Origin of the sequence: Bacillus sp. K2I17 (assembly GCF_002209985.1) — a bacterium.
GTDB lineage: Bacteria > Bacillota > Bacilli > Bacillales > Bacillaceae_G > Bacillus_A > Bacillus_A wiedmannii.
The window spans coordinates 121,883-141,720 of the sequence record NZ_NJGF01000009.1 but is presented as its reverse complement, the minus strand read 5'-3'; the positions used below and the strand labels follow the sequence as shown (position 1 = coordinate 141,720).

Annotated in this window: 18 protein-coding genes; 13 read left to right on the top strand and 5 right to left on the bottom strand. The window is 35.2% G+C overall.

Annotated features, from left to right (window positions below):
• Positions 1-8: 8 nt before the first annotated feature.
• From hutI to CER22_RS13480, 3 genes are all read left to right on the top strand, one after another.
• Positions 9-1,280, top strand: coding sequence for an imidazolonepropionase (hutI, locus tag CER22_RS13490; protein WP_075312265.1), 1,272 nt, complete (start codon positions 9-11; stop codon positions 1,278-1,280).
• Entirely contained in the window at positions 1,259-2,230 is a 972-nt protein-coding gene (gene hutG / locus CER22_RS13485) for a formimidoylglutamase (RefSeq protein WP_088608925.1), read from the top strand. Before hutI ends, hutG begins: the two co-directional genes overlap by 22 nt.
• A 281-nt stretch (positions 2,231-2,511) precedes the next feature.
• A complete protein-coding gene (locus CER22_RS13480) occupies positions 2,512-2,973 on the top strand; it encodes a CarD family transcriptional regulator (protein ID WP_170771247.1) in 462 nt (153 codons plus the stop codon).
• Between the two features lie 753 nt (positions 2,974-3,726).
• On the opposite strand, the gene CER22_RS13475 is transcribed toward CER22_RS13480, so the two are convergent.
• Complete coding sequence (locus tag CER22_RS13475) at positions 3,727-4,821, bottom strand: NAD(P)-dependent alcohol dehydrogenase (RefSeq protein WP_088064208.1); 1,095 nt, start codon at positions 4,819-4,821, stop codon at positions 3,727-3,729.
• Positions 4,822-5,248: 427 nt separating this feature from the next.
• On the opposite strand from CER22_RS13475, the gene CER22_RS13470 reads away from it, so the two are divergent.
• From CER22_RS13470 to CER22_RS13450, 5 genes are all read left to right on the top strand, one after another.
• Positions 5,249-6,376, top strand: coding sequence for an alkene reductase (locus CER22_RS13470; RefSeq protein WP_088608924.1), 1,128 nt, complete (start codon positions 5,249-5,251; stop codon positions 6,374-6,376).
• Between the two features lie 67 nt (positions 6,377-6,443).
• Positions 6,444-8,012, top strand: a complete 1,569-nt coding sequence (locus CER22_RS13465; RefSeq protein WP_088608923.1) for an FMN-binding glutamate synthase family protein — start codon at positions 6,444-6,446, stop codon at positions 8,010-8,012.
• A 313-nt stretch (positions 8,013-8,325) separates the two neighbouring features.
• Positions 8,326-9,804, top strand: coding sequence for a sodium/proline symporter PutP (putP, locus tag CER22_RS13460; RefSeq protein WP_048544125.1), 1,479 nt, complete (start codon positions 8,326-8,328; stop codon positions 9,802-9,804).
• Positions 9,805-10,145: 341 nt separating this feature from the next.
• Positions 10,146-11,090, top strand: coding sequence for a ring-cleaving dioxygenase (locus tag CER22_RS13455; protein ID WP_088608922.1), 945 nt, complete (start codon positions 10,146-10,148; stop codon positions 11,088-11,090).
• A 19-nt stretch (positions 11,091-11,109) separates the two neighbouring features.
• Complete coding sequence (locus tag CER22_RS13450; protein ID WP_088608921.1) at positions 11,110-11,718, top strand: alpha/beta hydrolase; 609 nt, start codon at positions 11,110-11,112, stop codon at positions 11,716-11,718.
• Positions 11,719-11,762: 44 nt separating this feature from the next.
• On the opposite strand, the gene CER22_RS13445 is transcribed toward CER22_RS13450, so the two are convergent.
• A complete protein-coding gene (locus CER22_RS13445; RefSeq protein ID WP_088608920.1) occupies positions 11,763-13,295 on the bottom strand; it encodes a BA3702 family sensor histidine kinase in 1,533 nt (510 codons plus the stop codon).
• 236 nt (positions 13,296-13,531) lie between these two features.
• On the opposite strand from CER22_RS13445, the gene CER22_RS13440 reads away from it, so the two are divergent.
• Positions 13,532-13,903 (top strand): VOC family protein, encoded by a 372-nt coding sequence (locus CER22_RS13440; RefSeq protein WP_088608919.1) that lies wholly within the window; start codon positions 13,532-13,534, stop codon positions 13,901-13,903.
• A 20-nt stretch (positions 13,904-13,923) separates the two neighbouring features.
• Here CER22_RS13440 and CER22_RS13435 read toward each other — a convergent pair whose 3' ends face one another.
• Positions 13,924-14,733 carry a YitT family protein gene (locus tag CER22_RS13435; protein ID WP_000251342.1) on the bottom strand — a complete coding sequence of 270 codons (810 nt, stop codon included), beginning with the start codon at positions 14,731-14,733 and terminating at the stop codon, positions 13,924-13,926.
• 144 nt (positions 14,734-14,877) lie between these two features.
• Here CER22_RS13435 and CER22_RS13430 point away from each other — a divergent pair, with 144 nt between their 5' ends.
• The 4 genes from CER22_RS13430 to CER22_RS13415 all read left to right on the top strand — a co-directional run bounded on the left by CER22_RS13430 (position 14,878) and on the right by CER22_RS13415 (position 18,350).
• Positions 14,878-15,681, top strand: coding sequence for a protein phosphatase 2C domain-containing protein (locus CER22_RS13430; RefSeq protein ID WP_088064202.1), 804 nt, complete (start codon positions 14,878-14,880; stop codon positions 15,679-15,681).
• Between the two features lie 15 nt (positions 15,682-15,696).
• Complete coding sequence (locus CER22_RS13425) at positions 15,697-16,149, top strand: peptidoglycan recognition protein family protein (RefSeq protein WP_088122887.1); 453 nt, start codon at positions 15,697-15,699, stop codon at positions 16,147-16,149.
• A 17-nt stretch (positions 16,150-16,166) separates the two neighbouring features.
• Positions 16,167-16,418 (top strand): DUF2164 domain-containing protein, encoded by a 252-nt coding sequence (locus CER22_RS13420; protein ID WP_001994665.1) that lies wholly within the window; start codon positions 16,167-16,169, stop codon positions 16,416-16,418.
• A gap of 453 nt (positions 16,419-16,871) precedes the next feature.
• Positions 16,872-18,350: a DUF4822 domain-containing protein gene (locus tag CER22_RS13415; protein WP_142293478.1), complete on the top strand. Its 1,479-nt coding sequence runs from the start codon at positions 16,872-16,874 to the stop codon at positions 18,348-18,350.
• 215 nt (positions 18,351-18,565) lie between these two features.
• Here CER22_RS13415 and CER22_RS13410 read toward each other — a convergent pair whose 3' ends face one another.
• Together CER22_RS13410 and CER22_RS13405 are read right to left on the bottom strand one after the other, a co-directional pair.
• Positions 18,566-18,778, bottom strand: coding sequence for a CsbD family protein (locus CER22_RS13410; RefSeq protein ID WP_016077378.1), 213 nt, complete (start codon positions 18,776-18,778; stop codon positions 18,566-18,568).
• A gap of 171 nt (positions 18,779-18,949) precedes the next feature.
• Positions 18,950-19,762: a GNAT family N-acetyltransferase gene (locus CER22_RS13405; protein WP_087982102.1), complete on the bottom strand. Its 813-nt coding sequence runs from the start codon at positions 19,760-19,762 to the stop codon at positions 18,950-18,952.
• Positions 19,763-19,838: the final 76 nt, after the last annotated feature.

Genomic DNA, 19,838 nt, shown 5'->3' with positions numbered 1-19,838 from the left:
GAGAAAACATGCTGGACACTTTACTAATAAATATCGGTCAATTACTAACAATGGATCAAGAAGATGGCTTGTTAAGACGGGAAGCGATGAACACGCTTCCTGTTATCGAAAATGGTGTGGTTGGAATTGAAAACGGCGTAATTACTTTCGTTGGAACAGTGGAAGAAGCTAAAGGATTACAAGCGAAAGAAGTTATTGATTGCGGCGGGAAAATGGTTTCTCCTGGTCTTGTTGATCCGCATACTCACCTTGTATTTGGTGGATCTCGTGAAAATGAAATCGCACTAAAATTACAAGGAGTTCCGTACTTAGAAATTTTAGAAAAAGGCGGAGGTATTCTTTCAACTGTAAATGCAACGAAAAAGGCGTCGAAAGAAGAACTTGTTCAAAAAGCGAAATTCCATTTAGACCGTATGCTATCTTTCGGAGTTACAACTGTAGAAGCGAAGAGTGGTTACGGATTAGATGATGAGACGGAATGGAAACAATTAGAGGCAACTGCACAATTACAAAAAGAGCACTCGATTGATTTAGTTTCCACATTTTTAGGTGCTCATGCAGTTCCGAAAGAGTATAAAGGTAGATCAAAAGAATTTTTACAATGGATGTTAGACCTACTACCAGAAATGAAAGAGAAGCAATTAGCTGAATTCGTTGATATTTTCTGTGAAACAGGTGTGTTCTCTGTTGAAGAGTCAAAAGAGTTTTTATTAAAAGCGAAAGAGCTTGGGTTTGATGTGAAAATTCATGCAGATGAAATTGACCCTCTTGGTGGCGCGGAAGCAGCGGCTGAAATTGGTGCAGCATCAGCGGACCATTTAGTTGGCGCTTCTGATAAAGGAATTGAAATGCTTGCAAACTCTAATACAGTAGCGACTTTATTACCAGGAACAACTTTCTATTTAAATAAAGAAAGCTTTGCTCGTGGACGTAAAATGATTGATGAAGGTGTTGCAGTTGCTTTGGCTACAGACTTTAACCCAGGTAGTTGTCCAACTGAGAACATTCAGCTTATTATGAGCATTGCAATGCTCAAGCTGAAAATGACACCAGAAGAAGTTTGGAATGCAGTAACAGTTAACTCTTCTTACGCAATTAATCGTGGCGATGTAGCTGGGAAAATTAGAGTTGGTCGCAAGGCAGATTTAGTTCTATGGGATGCTTACAATTATGCTTACGTACCGTATCATTACGGCGTAAGTCATGTAAATACAGTATGGAAAAATGGTAATATCGCATATACAAGAGGTGAACAATCGTGGAGCACGGCCACTATTTAAAGAAAAATGCAAAGTTTATCGATCGTGAAGTGACGAAATGGAGTGAGATGATTAAAGATTGGGAGGAAGGCTTGGAAATATTCGGTGCTGCCTTAATTGGAGCACCCCTTTCTAAACCATCTATTAGTCATTCAGGAGCAAGTTTTGCACCAAAAACAATTCGTGCAGTGTTAGATGCATATAGCACGTACGCAATTACAGAAGAAAATGATATGAAAGAAAGTGTCTTATATGATTGCGGCGATATTACGATGCATGTGACGGATATAAAAGAAAGTCATAAGCGAATTGCGAAAACAGTTGGTCATGTAACGAAAGTAAATCCGAACATGATACCAATCGTTCTTGGTGGTGACCATTCGATTAGTTTTCCGAGTATAACAGGGTTTGCAAATAGTAAAGGGAAGGTCGGCGTTATTCAATTTGATGCCCATCATGATTTACGTAATTTAGATGATGGTGGCCCATCAAATGGGACACCGTTCCGTAGTTTACTAGAAAATGATGTCATTACAGGAAAACAACTCGTTCAAATCGGAATTCGTAATTTTTCAAATGCACGAGCGTACCATGAATATGCAAAAGAACATGGCGTGACAGTGTATACAATGAAAGATGTACGAGAGCGACAAATCAAAGATATTATCACAGAAAGTATTGAAGTATTAAGAAAGCAAGGCGTGACTTCTATTTACATTTCTCTTGATATGGATGTACTAGATCAAGCATTTGCACCAGGTTGTCCAGCAATTGGTCCTGGCGGTATGGATAGTACGACTTTACTTGATGCGATTGAATTTCTTGGTAAAGAACCGCTCGTTCAAGGGATGGATATAGTAGAAATTGATCCAACCCTTGATTTCAGAGATATGACGAGTCGAGTAGCTGCGCAAGTGATTATGAGTTTTCTTTTAGCGAGAGAGACAGTACGTAAGCAGGTAAGTGTATAGGCGTGAAATTAATAGGGAATGTTTAACGATTCCGTATAAAAAACACATTACTATTTATATGTAGTAATGTGTTTTTATGTAAAAAGAGAAGGTGAAATTAGAATGTATATATGTGCGGAAAAGTTAATAAGATTGCGGGTTTTTAATGATATTTTACGAAATTATTTTCTTAGTTCGAAAGGATTGACATTAAAAATAATTTTATGATAAAATAAAAATTTTGCTAAAAAATTGATTGTGTGTTAAGATTGAGAAGGTTACCATATATGGAGGTGGATTATTTGTTTCAAATTGGCGATAACATTGTTTATCCAATGCAGGGAGCAGGTATAATTAAAGCCATAGAAGAGAAGGAAATCACAGGAGAAAAACAACAATATTATGTTATAAAAATGTCGGGTAGTAATATGGAAGTAATGATTCCGGCAGGGAGAATATTGAGCTCAAATATACGACCAGTCACGGATATAACGGCAATAGCACACATATTGGATATTTTTCAACATGGAGAATCTGATAGATTACTTACGTGGAAACAAAGGTATAAATTGAACACTGATAAAATAAAGACGGGTAAAATACAAGAAGGTGCTGAAGTTGTACGTGATTTATTACGTATGCAGAAAGAAAAAGCACTTAATGCAAGCGAAAAGAAAATGTTAGATAACGCACACGAATTTTTGATTAGTGAACTGGGATTAATTGAAGGTATCACAGAAAGTCAAATAAAAAGCTTTTGTTAAGATTCATTACAAATAATGTATTAGATCCCAAAAAAGGTTTTGAATTTTTTGGGAACATAATTATAGAGAATTAATCATTTCAAAGACATTCAATTCTTTCAAACCACTTTTAGAGCATTAACCTCTTTTGTTATTACTACAATCAAATCCATTTTTATTTTTTAAATTCTTTACGAATATTCGAAGTTTAATTAAACACTTCGATAGAATAGTTACTTGATTTTTGCAATCCTGATTCACACTGGCACGGACGAGGAGCCGTAAGGATGAAAGAGAGGTAGGGCTTTCATTGTTTTAGGTTTATAAGTTATTATTTTTAGAAGAATACTGAACCATTCTCACTTCTACTGCTAAGGAATTTTTTATATGTGAAGAGATAATAATTGTTTATATTCTTTATATTAAAGAGATAAATGAATTTTTAGCCATATACGGTCAACTAAAAAGGAGTGTCATATAGTCGATAATTCGACTATGTGACAGCTCCTTTTTTCATGGGGATGAACGGATAAATAGAAAAAACAATGTGTTAGATATGCAATTATTATCGTAATGCTTGTTGTTTGCATGTTGGAAACGAATTTGTTCCCTATCTTCTTTAGAGCAATGACAGAGATGGAGACTAGGCGATGTGGACTAAGAAATCAATCGCGAAAGAATATAAATGGCGAGGCTGATGTACGTATATGGGGGAAAAACCGTGCTTTTGCACGGCTTTTTTTATGTTAGTTATCAAGAGAAAGCAAACAGATGTTACTCCATTACGATAATCGGCTTAATCGTTTTCCCTGTTTTAGAATCTTCAAATGCTTGAGCGATTTCTTCAAAAGAATAGAATTGTACAAATGTATCGAATGGGAATAATCCTTTTTGATAGAAATTAATTAATTTTGGAATGAATAGTTGTGGCACTGCATCACCTTCAACTACTCCTTTAATTGTAATAGCTTTTACGACAATTTCATTTGTTACGTTTATAGTTAAATCTTTTTTACCGACAGCAACAGTTGCCATAGTCCCTTTTACTCGTAAACATTGAATGGATTGAAGTGTAACAGTATTTACGCCAGTTGTTTCAAATGAGTAATGAGCTCCACCGTTTGTAATTTCTTTAATTTTGGCAACTGGATCTTCGATTAAGCTATTAATCGTGTGTGTAGCCCCTAATTCTTTTGCTAATTCTAAACGACTATCATGAATATCAACGGCAATGATTGTAGTACATCCAGCAATTTTAGCTGCCATTAAGCCACTAAGACCAACAGCGCCAGTTCCAAATACAACTAGGCTACTACCTGGTTTTGCTTGTAGTGAATGTAAGATTGTACCGCTACCAGTCATAATTCCGCAACCAAGTGGACCTAACAAACGTATATCAACATCTTTTGTTACTTTTACAACATTATTTTCATCAACTACGGCATGGTATGCGAATGAAGATTGGCCGAAGAATTGAGAAATATCATTATTGCTAAGATCGTGTATAGGTGTTACATGGCGTTTGTTTTTTCCAGAGAAGTTTAACTCAATCATATTTTCGCAAGCAGCAGCATTACCATCTAAGCAACTTTCACAATGACCACAGTAAGAGAATCCGAGTACTACATGGTCACCAGGTGTAACGGATGTTACATTACTTCCCACTTTTTCCACGATACCAGAACCTTCATGTCCTAAAACAACTGGTTTTGGTGTGGGCATTGTCCCGTCTAAAACTGTTGCATCTGTATGACATATACCAGAAGCGATAATTTTTACTAATACTTCATCATCTTTAATCTTGTCTAAGTATACTTCTTGCATATTAAAATCTTTTTCGGGTTTAGAAACGATAGCTTTTGTTTTCATTGTTATCCTTCTTACTAAAAGTTAAATAAGAAAAAATACGTTCAACTATGTAGGAGTCTTTTATTCGTTCCTAAAATTTTGTTTGTACAATAAAAAACAAATGAATGATTGAAGCCTCGTTACTGTAAGTTTGAATATAGTACAGTGGAAATCGTTTTTTTTAGTAAATAGTTTGAAAAACAATTACCAATATATTCTATAGTAATAAAACTAGAAGAAATGAAAACATCCACTTAACAAGTATTTTCCTCATCCACTTACTGAACATAAAAATAGACAGTAGAGTCTTGAATACCAGAACCCTTAAAGTTAAAAAACAGTTAGTTTTATTATGCGAATATTTCTACATAAGAGCGTATAAATTGACGTTACTATCTAAAAGTAAGTATGATGCGATTATAGTAAGAATTTTTTAGGGGGAAGAAAAATGACAAGTTCAAATAATAAAGCAGCAAGTATTTATGAAGGAACAAATATAAATGATTGGGGTTCTTTTGAAAAGATTGAAGAAACGAAGTTATTTGACTCGATTCAAATTGGACCTTGGTCTCTTCGTAATCGCATAGCAATGGCACCGATGACGAGATGTTTCGCGAATCATGAAACAGGAATCGTTGGTACTGATGTAGTCGAGTACTATAGAAAACGTGCAGCTGATGGAGTTGGCTTAATTATTACAGAGGGAATCGTCATTAGCCCAAGAGCAAAAGGAAATCCAGGAGTACCAGGGATTTATACACAAGAGCAAATCGATTCGTGGAAGCCTGTTACAGAGGCAGTACATAAAGAAGGTGGAACGATTATTGCTCAAATATGGCATGTTGGCCGTATGAGTCATCACGAGATAATTGGTGGACAAATGCCACAAGCACCGTCTGCTATCGCTGCAGAGGGAAATGTTCCGCGTTTTCGTAAACCGTTCGACACGCCAGAAGCAATGACGTTAGAAGAAATACAAGAGGTGATTGGTCAATACGCACAAGCTGCGAAAAACGCGATCGAAGCTGGATTTGATGGAGTAGAAATACACGGTGCACACGGATATTTAATCGATCAATTTACTTATGAGTTCGCAAATAAGCGTACTGATAAATACGGCGGAGATTTAAAGCAAAGGCTAACGTTTATGAAAGAAGTAACGGAGGCTGTAATAGAAGCTGTTGGGGCTGATAAAACACTTCTTCGCTTCTCTGCTTTCAAAGGTGATAATCCAACTTATATGTGGGAAAACCCTGAGCTTGCAATTGAAACGTTTGTAAATATGTTCAACGAAGTTGGATTAACGATGATTCACCCTTCAACGATGAATTATACTGCAGTTATTGCTGACGGAAAGAATTTTCATCAATTAGTAAGAAAATATTGGGAGGGTACGATTGTAGGAGTAGGGAATTTAAATCCGAAAGAGGCTGAAGAAGCGTTGCAAGAAGGAACAATTGATGTAGTGGCATTCGGAAGACCTTTAATAGCTAATCCAGATTTTATTCATCGAATTAAAAATGCTGAAAGTTTAGTTGAATATGATGCGAAAGAGCATCTTGCTACGTTAATTTGAATAAAGATAAAAGGAGAACACATCAGGTGTTCTCCTTTTATTATGGATTTTCATAGGAGGAAGCGGGATGAGTGAAACGCTACTCGTTATTATTAGTATATTGCTCTTATTGATGTTACTATTAATCATTTTTTTTATTATTACATTTTTTATTAAAAAACGGACGCATCATTCTATATTAAAGCTGCATCCATACTTAGGAAGGATGCGTTATTTACTTGAAAAGATAGGACCGGAATTTAGGCAATATTGGTTTGATCATGATACGGATGGAAAGCCCTTTTCACGTTATGATTTTCAAAGTGTAATGTTTCTAGCGAAATACCGTTCAGAAATACTCGGTTTTGGATCAAAACGAGATTTTGATGCATCTGGATATTATATTGCTAATACATTATTTCCGATATTAACAGATGAATTAAGTGTGAATGTAACGCAAGAACGTGAAGGGAAAAAGTATGTGATTCATAAAGAAGGGTTATTTTCACGAAGAGAAAAATTGACAGCGGATACAACGAATCTTTGGTTATATGAAGAAGACGATGCAATTATAGTCGGTGAAAACCGCAAATATCCGTGGAAACTACATGGCATGTTTGGGGCATCTGCGACTTCTTACGGTGCGATTGGCGAAAATTATATTTTAGCGAGCGGATTTGGTGCGAAGATGGCTGGCGGATCGTGGATTAATACTGGCGAAGGTGGCGTTATTCCAGAACATTTACATACAGGTGCGAATATCGTTGCGCAAATTGGTCCGGGTTTATTTGGGTACCGTGATGAGGGTGGTAATTTTTCAATGGAGAAATTTATGGAGAAAGCAAAAGAAAGCAATATTAAAGCATTTGAATTGAAATTTGGGCAAGGTGCGAAAATACGTGGTGGTCATCTAGAGGGACAAAAAGTAAATGAGAAAATTGCTTCTGTTCGGAATGTGCGAGAAGGAGACACGATTAATTCACCGAATCGATTTCCATTTTTAAAGAATGCAGTAGATACACTTTATTTTATTCAACGTTTGCAAGAAAACGGCGGTAAACCAGTCGGTATGAAAATTGTAATTGGACAGCAGGAGCCGTTGGAAGATTTATTCAAATCGATGAAAGAGTTAAACATTTATCCAGATTTCATTACAGTTGATGGTTCAGAAGGTGGATCAGGTGCAACGTATAAATCGATGGCAGATAGTATGGGGATGCCGCTTATTCCAGCGTTACTGACATGTATTGATACAGCGAATCATTATGGTGTTCGGGACAAATTCAAAGTGTTTGCCTCGGGGAAATTAATTACACCAGATAAAGTGGCAATTGCTTTAGCTATTGGTGCAGATGCTGTAAATTCAGCACGTGGATTTATGATGGCAAGTGGCTGCATAATGGCACTTCAATGTAATTCCGGACAATGTCCATCTGGAGTTGCCACGACGAATCCGCACTATCAAAAAGCGCTAGATCCGTATGAGAAGAAATGGCGAGTAATGAATTATGTTGTTAGCATGAGATATAGTTTGTTCTCACTTGCGGCCGCAGCGGGAGTAAAGAGCCCGCGTCATTTAACGAGAGAGCATATTGTGTTTAAAGATGAGGTGGGGCGGATAGTTCCTCTTTCAGAATTGTTTCCTACTAGTAAATAGAAGATAAGCTATGTTTAATAGATTAAAAGTCATACATTCGTATGGCTTTTTTTCTTTTAAAATTTGTCTGATAAGTGAATGAAAATAAGGTATTATATTTTCTGAATATTTTTACTTTAATTTATTTTAAAACCGGGGTAATCCACTGGGATAAAGGCGTTTATAAAGGTTTTCACATGTAGTGAAAAGGGCCTGTTCACTTGAAAGAACAAAAAATGTTTGTTAAGGTAGGGAACCATAAGCGAAAACAAGAAAATAGAAAAAGTCATTTTTCGAAATTTTGAATGGCTTATGTAACTAAGGGAGAGATTCGGTGAAGATTGAGATTATGGTTTCGCTTGCTATTTATATGGCAGGTATGTTGTATATCGGTTATTGGTCTTATAAGAAGACATCCGATTTATCAGATTATATGTTAGGCGGAAGGGGACTCGGTCCAGCAGTTACAGCTTTATCAGCTGGTGCTTCTGACATGAGTGGTTGGATGCTAATGGGATTACCTGGTGCGATGTATGCAACAGGATTATCTAGTGTATGGATTGCGATAGGGTTATTAATAGGTGCTTATGCAAACTATTTAATTCTTGCCCCGCGTTTGCGAACGTATACAGAAGTGGCAAATGATTCAATTACGATTCCAGACTTTTTAGAGAATCGATTTAAAGATCGTACGAAAATACTTCGTTTTGTCTCCGCTATCGTCATTTTAGTATTTTTCACATTTTATGCGTCGGCTGGTTTAGTATCAGGTGGGCGTTTGTTTGAAAACTCTTTCAACCTTGATTACAAAATTGGTTTATTTGTAACTGTCGGTGTCGTAGTTGCTTATACACTATTCGGTGGCTTTTTAGCAGTAAGTTGGACCGACTTTGTGCAAGGATGTATTATGTTTATTGCGCTTGTATTAGTACCAATTGTTGCTTTTACAGATGTGGGCGGTGTAACAGAAACATTCAATACAATTAAGCAAGTTGATGCATCGCGTTTAGATATGTTTAAAGGGACTACAATTCTTGGTATTATTTCATTTTTAGCATGGGGTCTTGGGTATTTTGGGCAACCGCATATTATTGTTCGCTTTATGGCAATTACTTCTATTAAAGATTTAAAAACTTCTCGTAGAATCGGTATCGGTTGGATGACGATTTCAATTATAGGTGCAATGCTTACTGGTCTAATTGGTATTGCTTATTACGCTAAAAATAATGAGACATTACAAGACCCGGAAATGGTCTTTGTAACATTCTCAAATATTTTATTCCATCCGTACATTACTGGGTTTTTACTATCAGCTATTTTGGCTTCGATTATGAGTAGTATTTCCTCGCAATTACTTGTTATTTCAAGTGCAGTAACGGAAGATTTCTATAAAACATTTTTCCGTCGGGACGCTAGTGATAAAGAACTTGTATTTATCGGTAGACTGTCAGTATTAGTAGTAGCTATGATTGCAGTTGTTTTAGCATATCATCCAAGTGATACAATTTTAACACTTGTCGGTTATGCTTGGGCAGGATTTGGTTCAGCATTCGGACCCGCTATTTTATTAAGTTTATATTGGAAGAGAACGAACAAATGGGGCGTTCTTGCTGGGATGATTGTAGGTGCAGTAGTTGTTATTACTTGGGTACAAATTCCAAGTTTAAAAGCCACTATGTATGAAATGGTACCTGGATTCTTCTGTAGCTTATTAGCTGTTATTGTTGTAAGTTTATTAACGAAAGAACCAGTGAAAGCAATTCATCGTGAATTTAATGAGATGGAAGCAGTGTTGGAAGAGGAAACGAAATAATTAGCGAAGAGAGTAAATGATAACTAGCATTTACTCTCTTTTGATTTAAAATGAAAATAAGTAACTTGTTGACAACTAAAAGTAAGTAACTTATAATAAATCTTAAGTTCAAGATAATTTATTTCCGAATAAAGATTTCAGATGGAGTAAATATTTTTTGGAAATTATCTCGAATTCGAGATGAATTCAATGATATAGAAGATAATGCGTAATTTCACAGCTTATATCTCGAATTAAAGATAAAATCATAACGATGGATTTTACTTTGCAGTATGGACAAAATGAATAATGAATTTTAATGTATACAAGTTTTTAAAATGAAATAAAAAGGGGCGGAGAAAATGGAAAAGAAAATGATGGGAATTCATCACATTACAGCAATCGTAGGACACCCACAAGAAAATGTAGATTTTTATGCTGGTGTGTTAGGTTTACGTTTAGTGAAACAAACAGTGAATTTTGATGATCCAGGCACGTACCATCTTTATTTTGGTAATGAAGGAGGAAAGCCTGGAACAATTATTACGTTTTTCCCATGGGCAGGTGCTCGTCAAGGAATTATTGGTGACGGTCAAGTAGGCATTACGTCTTATGTCGTACCAAAGGGCGCAATGGAGTTTTGGGAAAATAGATTAGAAAAATTCGATATTTCGTATACAAAAATGACTCGATTTGGAGAGCAGTATTTAGAATTTGATGATCCACATGGTTTGCATATAGAATTAGTAGAAAGAGAAGAAGGCGAATTAAATAATTGGACTTTTGGAGAAGTTACGCCAGAAGTAGCAATTAAAGGATTTGGCGGTGCTGTTCTTTTATCTGCACAACCTCAAAAAACAGCTGAATTGTTAGAGCATGTTATGGGTCTTGAGAAAATTGGAGAAGAAGGTGAATTCGTTCGATTCCGTTCTTCTGCTGATATTGGGAATATTATCGACTTGAGGCTATCGACAATCGGGCGTGGCCAAATGGGTGTTGGTACAGTCCACCATATTGCTTGGAGAGCGACTAACGATGATGATCAACTAGACTGGAAAGAGCATGTGTCTCGTTTTGGATATCACGTAACTCCTGTACAAGATCGAAATTATTTTAACGCAATTTATTTTAGAGAACACGGGGAAATCTTATTCGAAATTGCAACAGACCCTCCTGGTTTCGCTCATGACGAATCGTTAGAGACGATGGGTGAGGAATTAAAGTTACCGGAGCAATATGAACCACATAGAAAACAAATTGAACAAACACTTTTACCATTTGAAGTGAGAAATTTAGACGAAAAGTGATTGAAAGGGGAAAAGGATTATGATGAAACATATTTTTCAAAAAGGAAAAGATACGTCAAAACCAGTGTTGTTATTACTTCATGGTACAGGAGGTAATGAATTAGATTTATTACCACTTGCAGAAATAATTGATCGGGAAGCATCTGTATTAAGTGTTAGGGGGAATGTATTAGAAAATGGCATGCCACGTTTCTTCCGCCGATTGGCAGAAGGTATTTTTGATGAAGAGGATTTAATTTTCCGTACGAAGGAATTAAATGAATTTTTAGATGAAGCTGCAAAAACATATGAATTTGATAGAAATAACATTGTAGCTATCGGTTATTCAAATGGAGCAAACATTGCTGCAAGCTTATTATTCCATTACGAAAATGCATTAAAAGGTGCTGTGCTTCATCACCCAATGGTGCCTAGAAGAGGAACACAATTGCCTAATTTAGCAGGGAAATCCGTGTTTATCGCTGCTGGGACAAATGACCCGATTTGTTCATCAGGAGAGTCAGAGGAATTAAAGGTACTATTAGAAAATGCAAACGCTACTGTTACAATGCATTGGGAAAATAGAGGGCATCAATTAACAATGAGTGAAGTAGAAAAAGCAAAAGAATGGTATGACAAAGCATTTTAAAAAAGAAGCATCTGCTAACAACTAGTAGATGCTTCTTTTTTTATTTACGGCTGAATTGCAAGATGAGACGAAGAAAGTGGTAGCTGAATATCAACGATCGTACCTTTATTTAATTCGCTTGAAATGTGTAATTTACCATGATGTTCTTCAATTATTTTGTAACACATCATTAATCCTAGTCCTGTTCCCTTTTCTTTTAAACTATAAAATGGTTCACCTAGACGAGAGATACGATCTTCTGGGATACCGCAACCTTCATCGATAATCCGTATTAAAATGAAGGTATCATCTAATGGTTTTGTCTGGATGTAAATATTTCCGCCATTTGGCATTGCTTCTATCGCATTTTTTAATATATTTATAAAAACTTGTTTTAATTGGTTACCATCACATTGAATATCATGTTTGTAATCAAAATGATCCATAATGATATGAACACTATGCATAATAGCAGTTGGTAAAATAAATGTAACTACCTCTTCAATTAAAGCTTGTATGTTACAAGTTTGGATAGATAGTACTTGTGGTTTAGACATCGCCATAAATTGACTTGTGATAGATTCCATCTGTGAAATCTCACTTAACATAACATCGATATACCATTTCTGCTCCTCATTTATTTCAGGGAGTAGCAATGTTAGAAAACCTTTTAGAGAAGTGAGTGGATTTCGAATTTCATGTGCAATTCCAGCTGTCAGTTGTCCGACTACTGCGAGCTTTTCTGATTTTCGTAATAACTTTTCCGTTTCTTTTAGCTCGGTAACATCTCTTCCCATTACGATAAGACCTTTACGGGAGCCGTCAGAATGATAAAGTGGAACTTTCGATATACTTAAGATTAGATCGAAATCATCTCTATGAATAATAAATTCCTCGCCATGAAGAATTTGTCTTTGTTGCCATGCTAGTTCGTCGACTTCTTCACAATGTAAAAAAGCCTCTCGGTACGCTTCGTTATATTGAATGAGTTCACTATCTTTTTTCCCGTGGTAAGGTACATGATGGAAATTGAAACAAGAAAGTGCGTAGTCATTTGCCTCAAGCCAGCGTCCCTCATGATCCTTAAATATAACAAACGCAGGCATGGAGTTCACTAATGTACGTAACCTCTTCTCACTTTCTTTTAGCATATTCTCAATTCTTTCTGATTTTTCAAGAGGCTTCATAATGGCATATACGCCAGTTAGACGATTTTGGACAAAAATAGGAACTAGTTTTGTCACGACGTCTAATAAGAATCCATTTTTATGATAAATTGATAAGATATACTCTTGTTGATTATCCGCTCCAGTATTCTTTATATTTTGTAATACTTGCTCAGAAATACGAGCTTCTAAAATAGAGGTAATATTTTTCTGTTCTAATTCTAAAGAAGTGTAACCTAATATTTTTTCGGCAGAAGGATTTATATGTAGTATAACTCCCTCTAAATTTAATGAAATAATACTATCAGGATTGTGTTCGAACAGAGATGCGTACATTTCTGTTAATGAACGATTTTGTATATGGTCTCGCAAACGTCTAGAAATGTTCGGATGACGTTTTCTTTGAGTTGATGAATATTTTTTACGACTCATAATAGTTCCTCCGTACAAATAGCATCTAAAAAGATTTGTCTATTCATAACTATAATATAGATGTAATGTGTATTTCTATAAAAAATGGAAGTTATATAATAAATTTTGTTTTCTTTATTTTTTGCAAAGTGAGTACAAGTTGGTAATAAGGGGAGCTTATATTGTTTTATAACTCTTTTGTAAGTTACAAAAGTAGGTTTTCTTTATAACATTAGGGTAGAAGAGGGGGAAAGAAAATGAGACATTATATTCAAGGTATCGATCATGTACAAGTAGCTGCGCCTGTAGGATGTGAAGAAGAAGCACGAGCGTTTTATGGTGGAAAAATAGGTATGGAGGAAATACCGAAGCCGGAGGAATTAAAGAAGCGTGGTGGGTGCTGGTTTAAGTGTGGAAATCAAGAGATTCATATCGGAGTTGAGCAAAACTTCACCCCAGCTAAAAAGGCGCATCCAGCTTTTTATGTTTTAAAAATTGATGAATTTAAACAAGAGTTAATAAAGCAAGGCATTGAAGTAATAGATGATCATGCACGGCCAGATGTAATTAGATTTTATGTGTCAGATCCGTTCGGAAATCGAATTGAATTTATGGAAAATAAAAACTAGGTGGAAATCCACCTAGTTTTTTAACCTTTTCTAAACAATCCTAATACTTCAACTGTTTCGGTAATGTTAACGAATGCATGAGGGTCAATTTCGGAAATTGTTAATTTCATACTTGCTAATTCTTCACGAGAAACGACGGTCATAAGTACACGTTTTTTTTCGCTGGAATAAGCACCTTCGCCATCAAGTAATGTAATTCCACGTACAACAGTTGAAAGGAGTTGTTTTTTCATTTTTTCTGCTTCATTTGTTACAATCATAAGTGTAACCTTTCGATGTTTCGTATGAATAGCATCGATCACTTTACCAGTTACATAAATTGAAAGTAAGCTTGTAAGAGCAACATCCCAAGTGAAGAAGAATCCTGCAATTATTACAACGACTGCATTTAAAATAATAAGGAATCCACCAAGTTTAATGTCTCTTTTTCGAGACAATAGCATACCGATAATATCAAATCCACCAGTTGATCCATTACAGTTAAAAACAAGGCCGATACCAGCTCCGGCAATGACACCACCAAAGATAGATGATAAAAGTGGGTCTGTTGCTACGACTTTTACTGGAACGTAGTATAATGCAACAGATAATACAATAACAGAGATAACAGTGTTAAAAATCACTTTTTTTCCAAGACCTATGTAACCTAAAATAAGGATAGGTAAGTTTAATACAAAGTTAATAATACCCGTGTTTACAGGAGTTACAATCCCTAAAATAATAGCAATTCCGCCAATTCCACTACTTAAAATTTTGTGGGGGATAAGGAAAAGATTAAATGCAATCGCAATAATAATAGAACCGATAATAACACCAAGAAATCTGACCATTTCTTTCCCGTCCTTCACTAAAAAATTCATATTATTTCAAGATTATATATGATATTGAAAGTTTTGGGTAAAAACAGTTTATTTCGGAAAATTAGATTAATCAAAAGAATTCGAGTATTTTCTCATTTGAAAGGGGATACAGATATGAGGATAAAAACGTATCAACAGAAAAGCCCGTTGAAGCAAGAATGTGAGGATTCTTATTTTTGTAATGAAGAAAAAAAGATGTATGGTGTATGTGATGGTGCAACACCGCTCGTCCCGTTTCGTGATGAAAAGGGACATAATGGAGCATACATCGCTTCGCATTTATTTGCAAGTTATTTTGCTTCATTACGTGAAAATCATAGTTTGCAAGTTGCCGTTGCAAAAGCAAATGAAGCATTGCAAAGCAAAATGTTAGAGTATGAAGTAGATACGAGAAAGAAAGAGCATTTGTGGTGTACATGTATTGCGGCAGTTCAAATAGATGGTGAGAAAATTGAATACGCACAGTTAGGGGACTGTATGATTGTCGCAATACTTCAAAATGGAACGATGCAAGTATTAACGCAAGACACGGTTGAAGGAATTAGTAAACGAGCAAAAAAAAAGAGGGAAGAAGACCGTAATAAAGGGTTAACTGTACCAGAAGAACATGTTTTTCAAGATGTGCGAGAACAGTTAAAATATAATCGTTATCTTGCAAATATGCAGGACGGGTATTCTGTTGCAAATGGAATGAAAGAAGCGATACATTATTTACAACATGGTGAACTACATATAGATGAAGTGAGTGGGATTTTTATTTGTTCAGACGGATTATTCCACCCAGATTGGCCACTTGAACAAACTGTTGCATATATAAGAAAGAATAGTATAAGTGAATATGTAGCAATTATTGAAGAGCTAGAAGGGGAAAAGAGAATAAGACCAGATGATAAAACAATTATGATCATTGATTTTTAAGGGGAGGATGTTCAAATGGAAATTAAATGTGTTAATTTAACATTTCAAGATGAATTAGTTCCTTTAGAGAAAGTTAATAAACTGATTATCCACCATACATCCGAAGATGGATGGGATGTGTATAAAACACATGAATTTCATCAAAAAGTAAGAGGGTGGAGCGGGATCGGTTACAATTATTTTATTGAAGAAGATGGAACTGTAGTCCAAGGGCGAGGTTTACATATTGGAGCACATGCGAAAGATAATAATAGGGATACAATTGGAATATGTATGACGGGTAATTTTGATAAATATGATCCAACTACCGCACAAATGAATGCATTATATTCTTTATGTAAAATGTTTATGAAGCAGTTTGCTATAAAGAAAGAAAATATACTTGGTCACAGGGAGCTAGAAGGCGTTACAAAAAGTTGTCCTGGAAAGCATTTTTCTATGGTAGAGTTAAGAAACGGACTAACTTAAATATAGAGGAGTAACAAATGATGATGAATATAAAAATACCTAATGATAAAAAAGAAGAGCTTGTGGCACAAATTCAGCAATTTTTCGTTGAAGAAGATTTAGATGAAATTGGACGTTTCCAAGCAGAGCGATTAATAGAAGAAATGATTAAATTAGTAGGACCGTTTGCATACAATCAAGCAATTGGAGATGCTAGAAAGCTTGTAACAGAGAAACTATCTAATATTGAAGAAGATTTGTATGTGTTAGAGAAGAATGAAGGGAAGTAAAAAGAGCCATTTTGGCCGTATTCCGTCAATTATAAAATAAGTATTATGCCACGGCTTTTTCCGATGTTCTGTTTGGAAAAGGCCGTGAAGTTGTTTTTGGGCATATAAAATAAAGTTTCATTTCTTTTGTCAAAAAGAACCCTAGAACTAAAAACGTTATTCTTTCTTAACAAGCTAGATGAGAAAGAATAACGTTTTTTAGATTGAGATTAAAAATATATTATCTTAATTTTATCTTTTTTTAATAATTTATTTATAGGCAATTTATAGTTGCTATTTATAATTCCTATATATAGCAGCTATGGATACTACAAAGAAGAAATTTGGATGTGTAACCCTTTGTATCCAATTAGCTGTAATCAAAATTTAAAACATGAATTGCTCACATAGAATCTTCTTTTGGAAGATAAGTGGTGTAATTCTTTGTTAAATGAAGGAAGGGATTGGGAAGCTATGAATAAAACAATTTTAAAAACATGTATCATATCAGCAGTTTTAGGTGGAAGTTTATTAAGTGAAACGAGTGGAGAGGTGAAAGCAGAAGAGGTTACACCAAACACGAATCATACTGGTGTATTCAAAGATGTTCCAAAGGGGCACTGGGCATATGAGGCGATTCAGCAATTAGCAGGTGAGAAAATCATTTTTGGCTATGATGATGGAAGATTTGGTTTTGGAGATAACGTAACACGTGAACAAGTTGCAGCTTTAATGTATCGTTATTTTAATATGGAAGAAAACAAAAATTATCAAAACCCATACGGTGACGTAAGTGAAGATTCAACAAGCTATATAAAGGAAATTTTATCTTTAACAGAAATGGGTGTTTTTAAGGGGGATGAGCATGGAAACTTTAGACCGAAGGCATCCTTAACACGCGCAGAAATGGCACAGGTTCTTACAAATGCTTTTCATTTAAAGGCAAAGAGTGATCATACTTTTAATGACGTTGCAACGAACTCATGGGCAAGAAATGCAATTAGTGCTGTTCAAACAAATAATATTGCAAAAGGAGTAGGAGGAGGGAAATTTGCTCCAAGTATGGATGTGACGCGTGAACAGTACGCACAATTTTTATACAATGCAATACAAGAAACCGAGCAAATTCAACAAATGAAAGGGCAACTACTAGCTAGCATGCTTGGTGAAACAAACTGGAAAGGGACAAAAGTCTATGACAAAGATCATAATGATGTAACGAAAGAAAATCAAAATTTCATCGGGCTTGCAAAATATGATGCTAAAACTGCAAGGTATGAATTTTTTAATGCAAGTACAGGAGAGAGTCGTAATGATAGCGGTACCTTTTTTATAACGAATGATGGAAAGAAAAGGGTGTTAATTTCTGAAACGCAAAATTATCAAGCAGTTGTTGAATTAACGCAATTAGACAAGGAGAAATTTACATATAAAAGAATGGGAAAAGATGCAAAAGGGAACGATGTAGAAGTGTTTGTTGAACATGTTCCTTACCATGGAAAAGAACTTTCTTTCACGCGACCTGATAAAAAGTTGGAAAGCTCGACGGGGAAAATAGTTACAGACGTTAATGGAGATGAAATTTTATCTAGTACACTATGGAATGGAACGGTGGTATTAGACGAACAGGGTAATGATGTAACAAAATACAACTCAAACTTAATCAGTCTAGCAAAATACGATAAAAATACAAATAAATACGAGTTTTTCAATGCGAATACAGGAGAAAGTCGTGGAGACTATGGTTTCTTTGATGTTGTACATGGTAATAAAATAAGGGCTCACGTTTCGTTAGGAAATAATAAATATGGTGCGGTCCTTGAACTGACTGAGCTAAATAAAGAGAAATTTACGTATACAAGAATCGGGAAAGATGCGAATGGAAAAGATATAAAAATCTTTGTTGAGCATGAACCGTATACAGGTGACCTAAAACCAAATTTCACAAAGTAATCTTTTACTCTAGCAAATGCACTATGTTAGTAAGAGAAAGCCTGAGCTATTAGGTAATTATACAGTAGAAGTAAAATAGTTATTTAAAGACAAATAGATGCCTTGAGGCATCTATTTGTCTTTAAAATGATTTTATGGGTAAATATAAAATACAAATTCTTTTTTCTAGGATCTAGTAACTCCCTACTTGCACAACCATATATCCTAGTTCTTTTTTATTTATTCTCTTTATGCTCTTTATATTCATGTACTTTCTCTTTTACATTACCAACCGTATCTTTAGCAGTGCCTTTCACTTTATCCCATTTTCCTTCAGCTTGTAATTTCTTATTGTCAGTTACTTTCCCGACAACTTCTTTTACTTCACCTTTTACTTTATCAATGGCACCTTCTACTTTTTCTTTTAAACCATGATCATTCTTAGTCATACATTTCTCCTCCTTGTAGTTTGATTAGAATTCTCTTTTCATGTTGCAAGTTGAATGATGTATCTAGTAATAGCGTAACAAATCTAGTTTGAATATTCAAATGATTAATAGGATAGAAAAGGAATTGTCATGAAATGTATAAAATTGTAATGAGAAGAGAAAGCATGTAAATTACATGTCTTTTGCAGTCCATATTGATTTTGTATAAGCAATTTTCATATGGGCACGTTCCATATTATTTTGACTTCCGGTACCGAACCTTGCTTGTCCGACTATTAAATGACAGTTTTTCGCTAGGGCTTTTTCTATTCGTTTTTGAATTAAGGCAGTATGACAGCCTTTACGCTGAAATTCTGGCAAAGTAGCAGAAGCAGCTAATGAAGCAATCCCATTATTTATATACAGGACACCAATGCCTGCAGGAGTATTTTGAACTTCGGCTATGAAAAAATGCCAGCCAGGTTTATTGTAGAGAATTTCGTTATTTTGGCGTACGCCATCTTTTGTAAAGGGTGGCATGTTAAATCCACGTACATATATGTCTGCAAAAATATGAAATTCATTTTCTTTTAGTTGGCGTACTGAAATGTTAGAAGTAAGTAGGGATGGATCTTCTCTCGGTATACTATATAAAGCGGTATGGAAGCTGGATTGGTAAAATCCTTTTTGAGATAAGTATTGAAATAATTCAGCTGTACCTTGAGCGGGTGTAATTTCAAAACGACAAGGGATTTGTAGCGATTGATAATAAGAGATGATTTCATCTATCTCATCTGTATTTGTAAAGGTAACGCCTTTTACTGTGTTAAAAGCAGGACCAAAAATTATTTTTGATGAAAAGGCAGTGGCATTCCCGAACTTTTTCATTTGTATTTGCATTGGATTTTCAGCTAACGCTTGTAGTGCTTGTAGTCTAGAAGAGAGCATATGTATTTCTGCGTTTTCAATTTCTTGAGCTGCATTGAGTGTCATAATTGTACTCATAATATTCCTCCGTCAATAAATATATTTCATAGTACATATACGATGTTTGTTCGGAGATTCCTGTTGAAATGTAAGA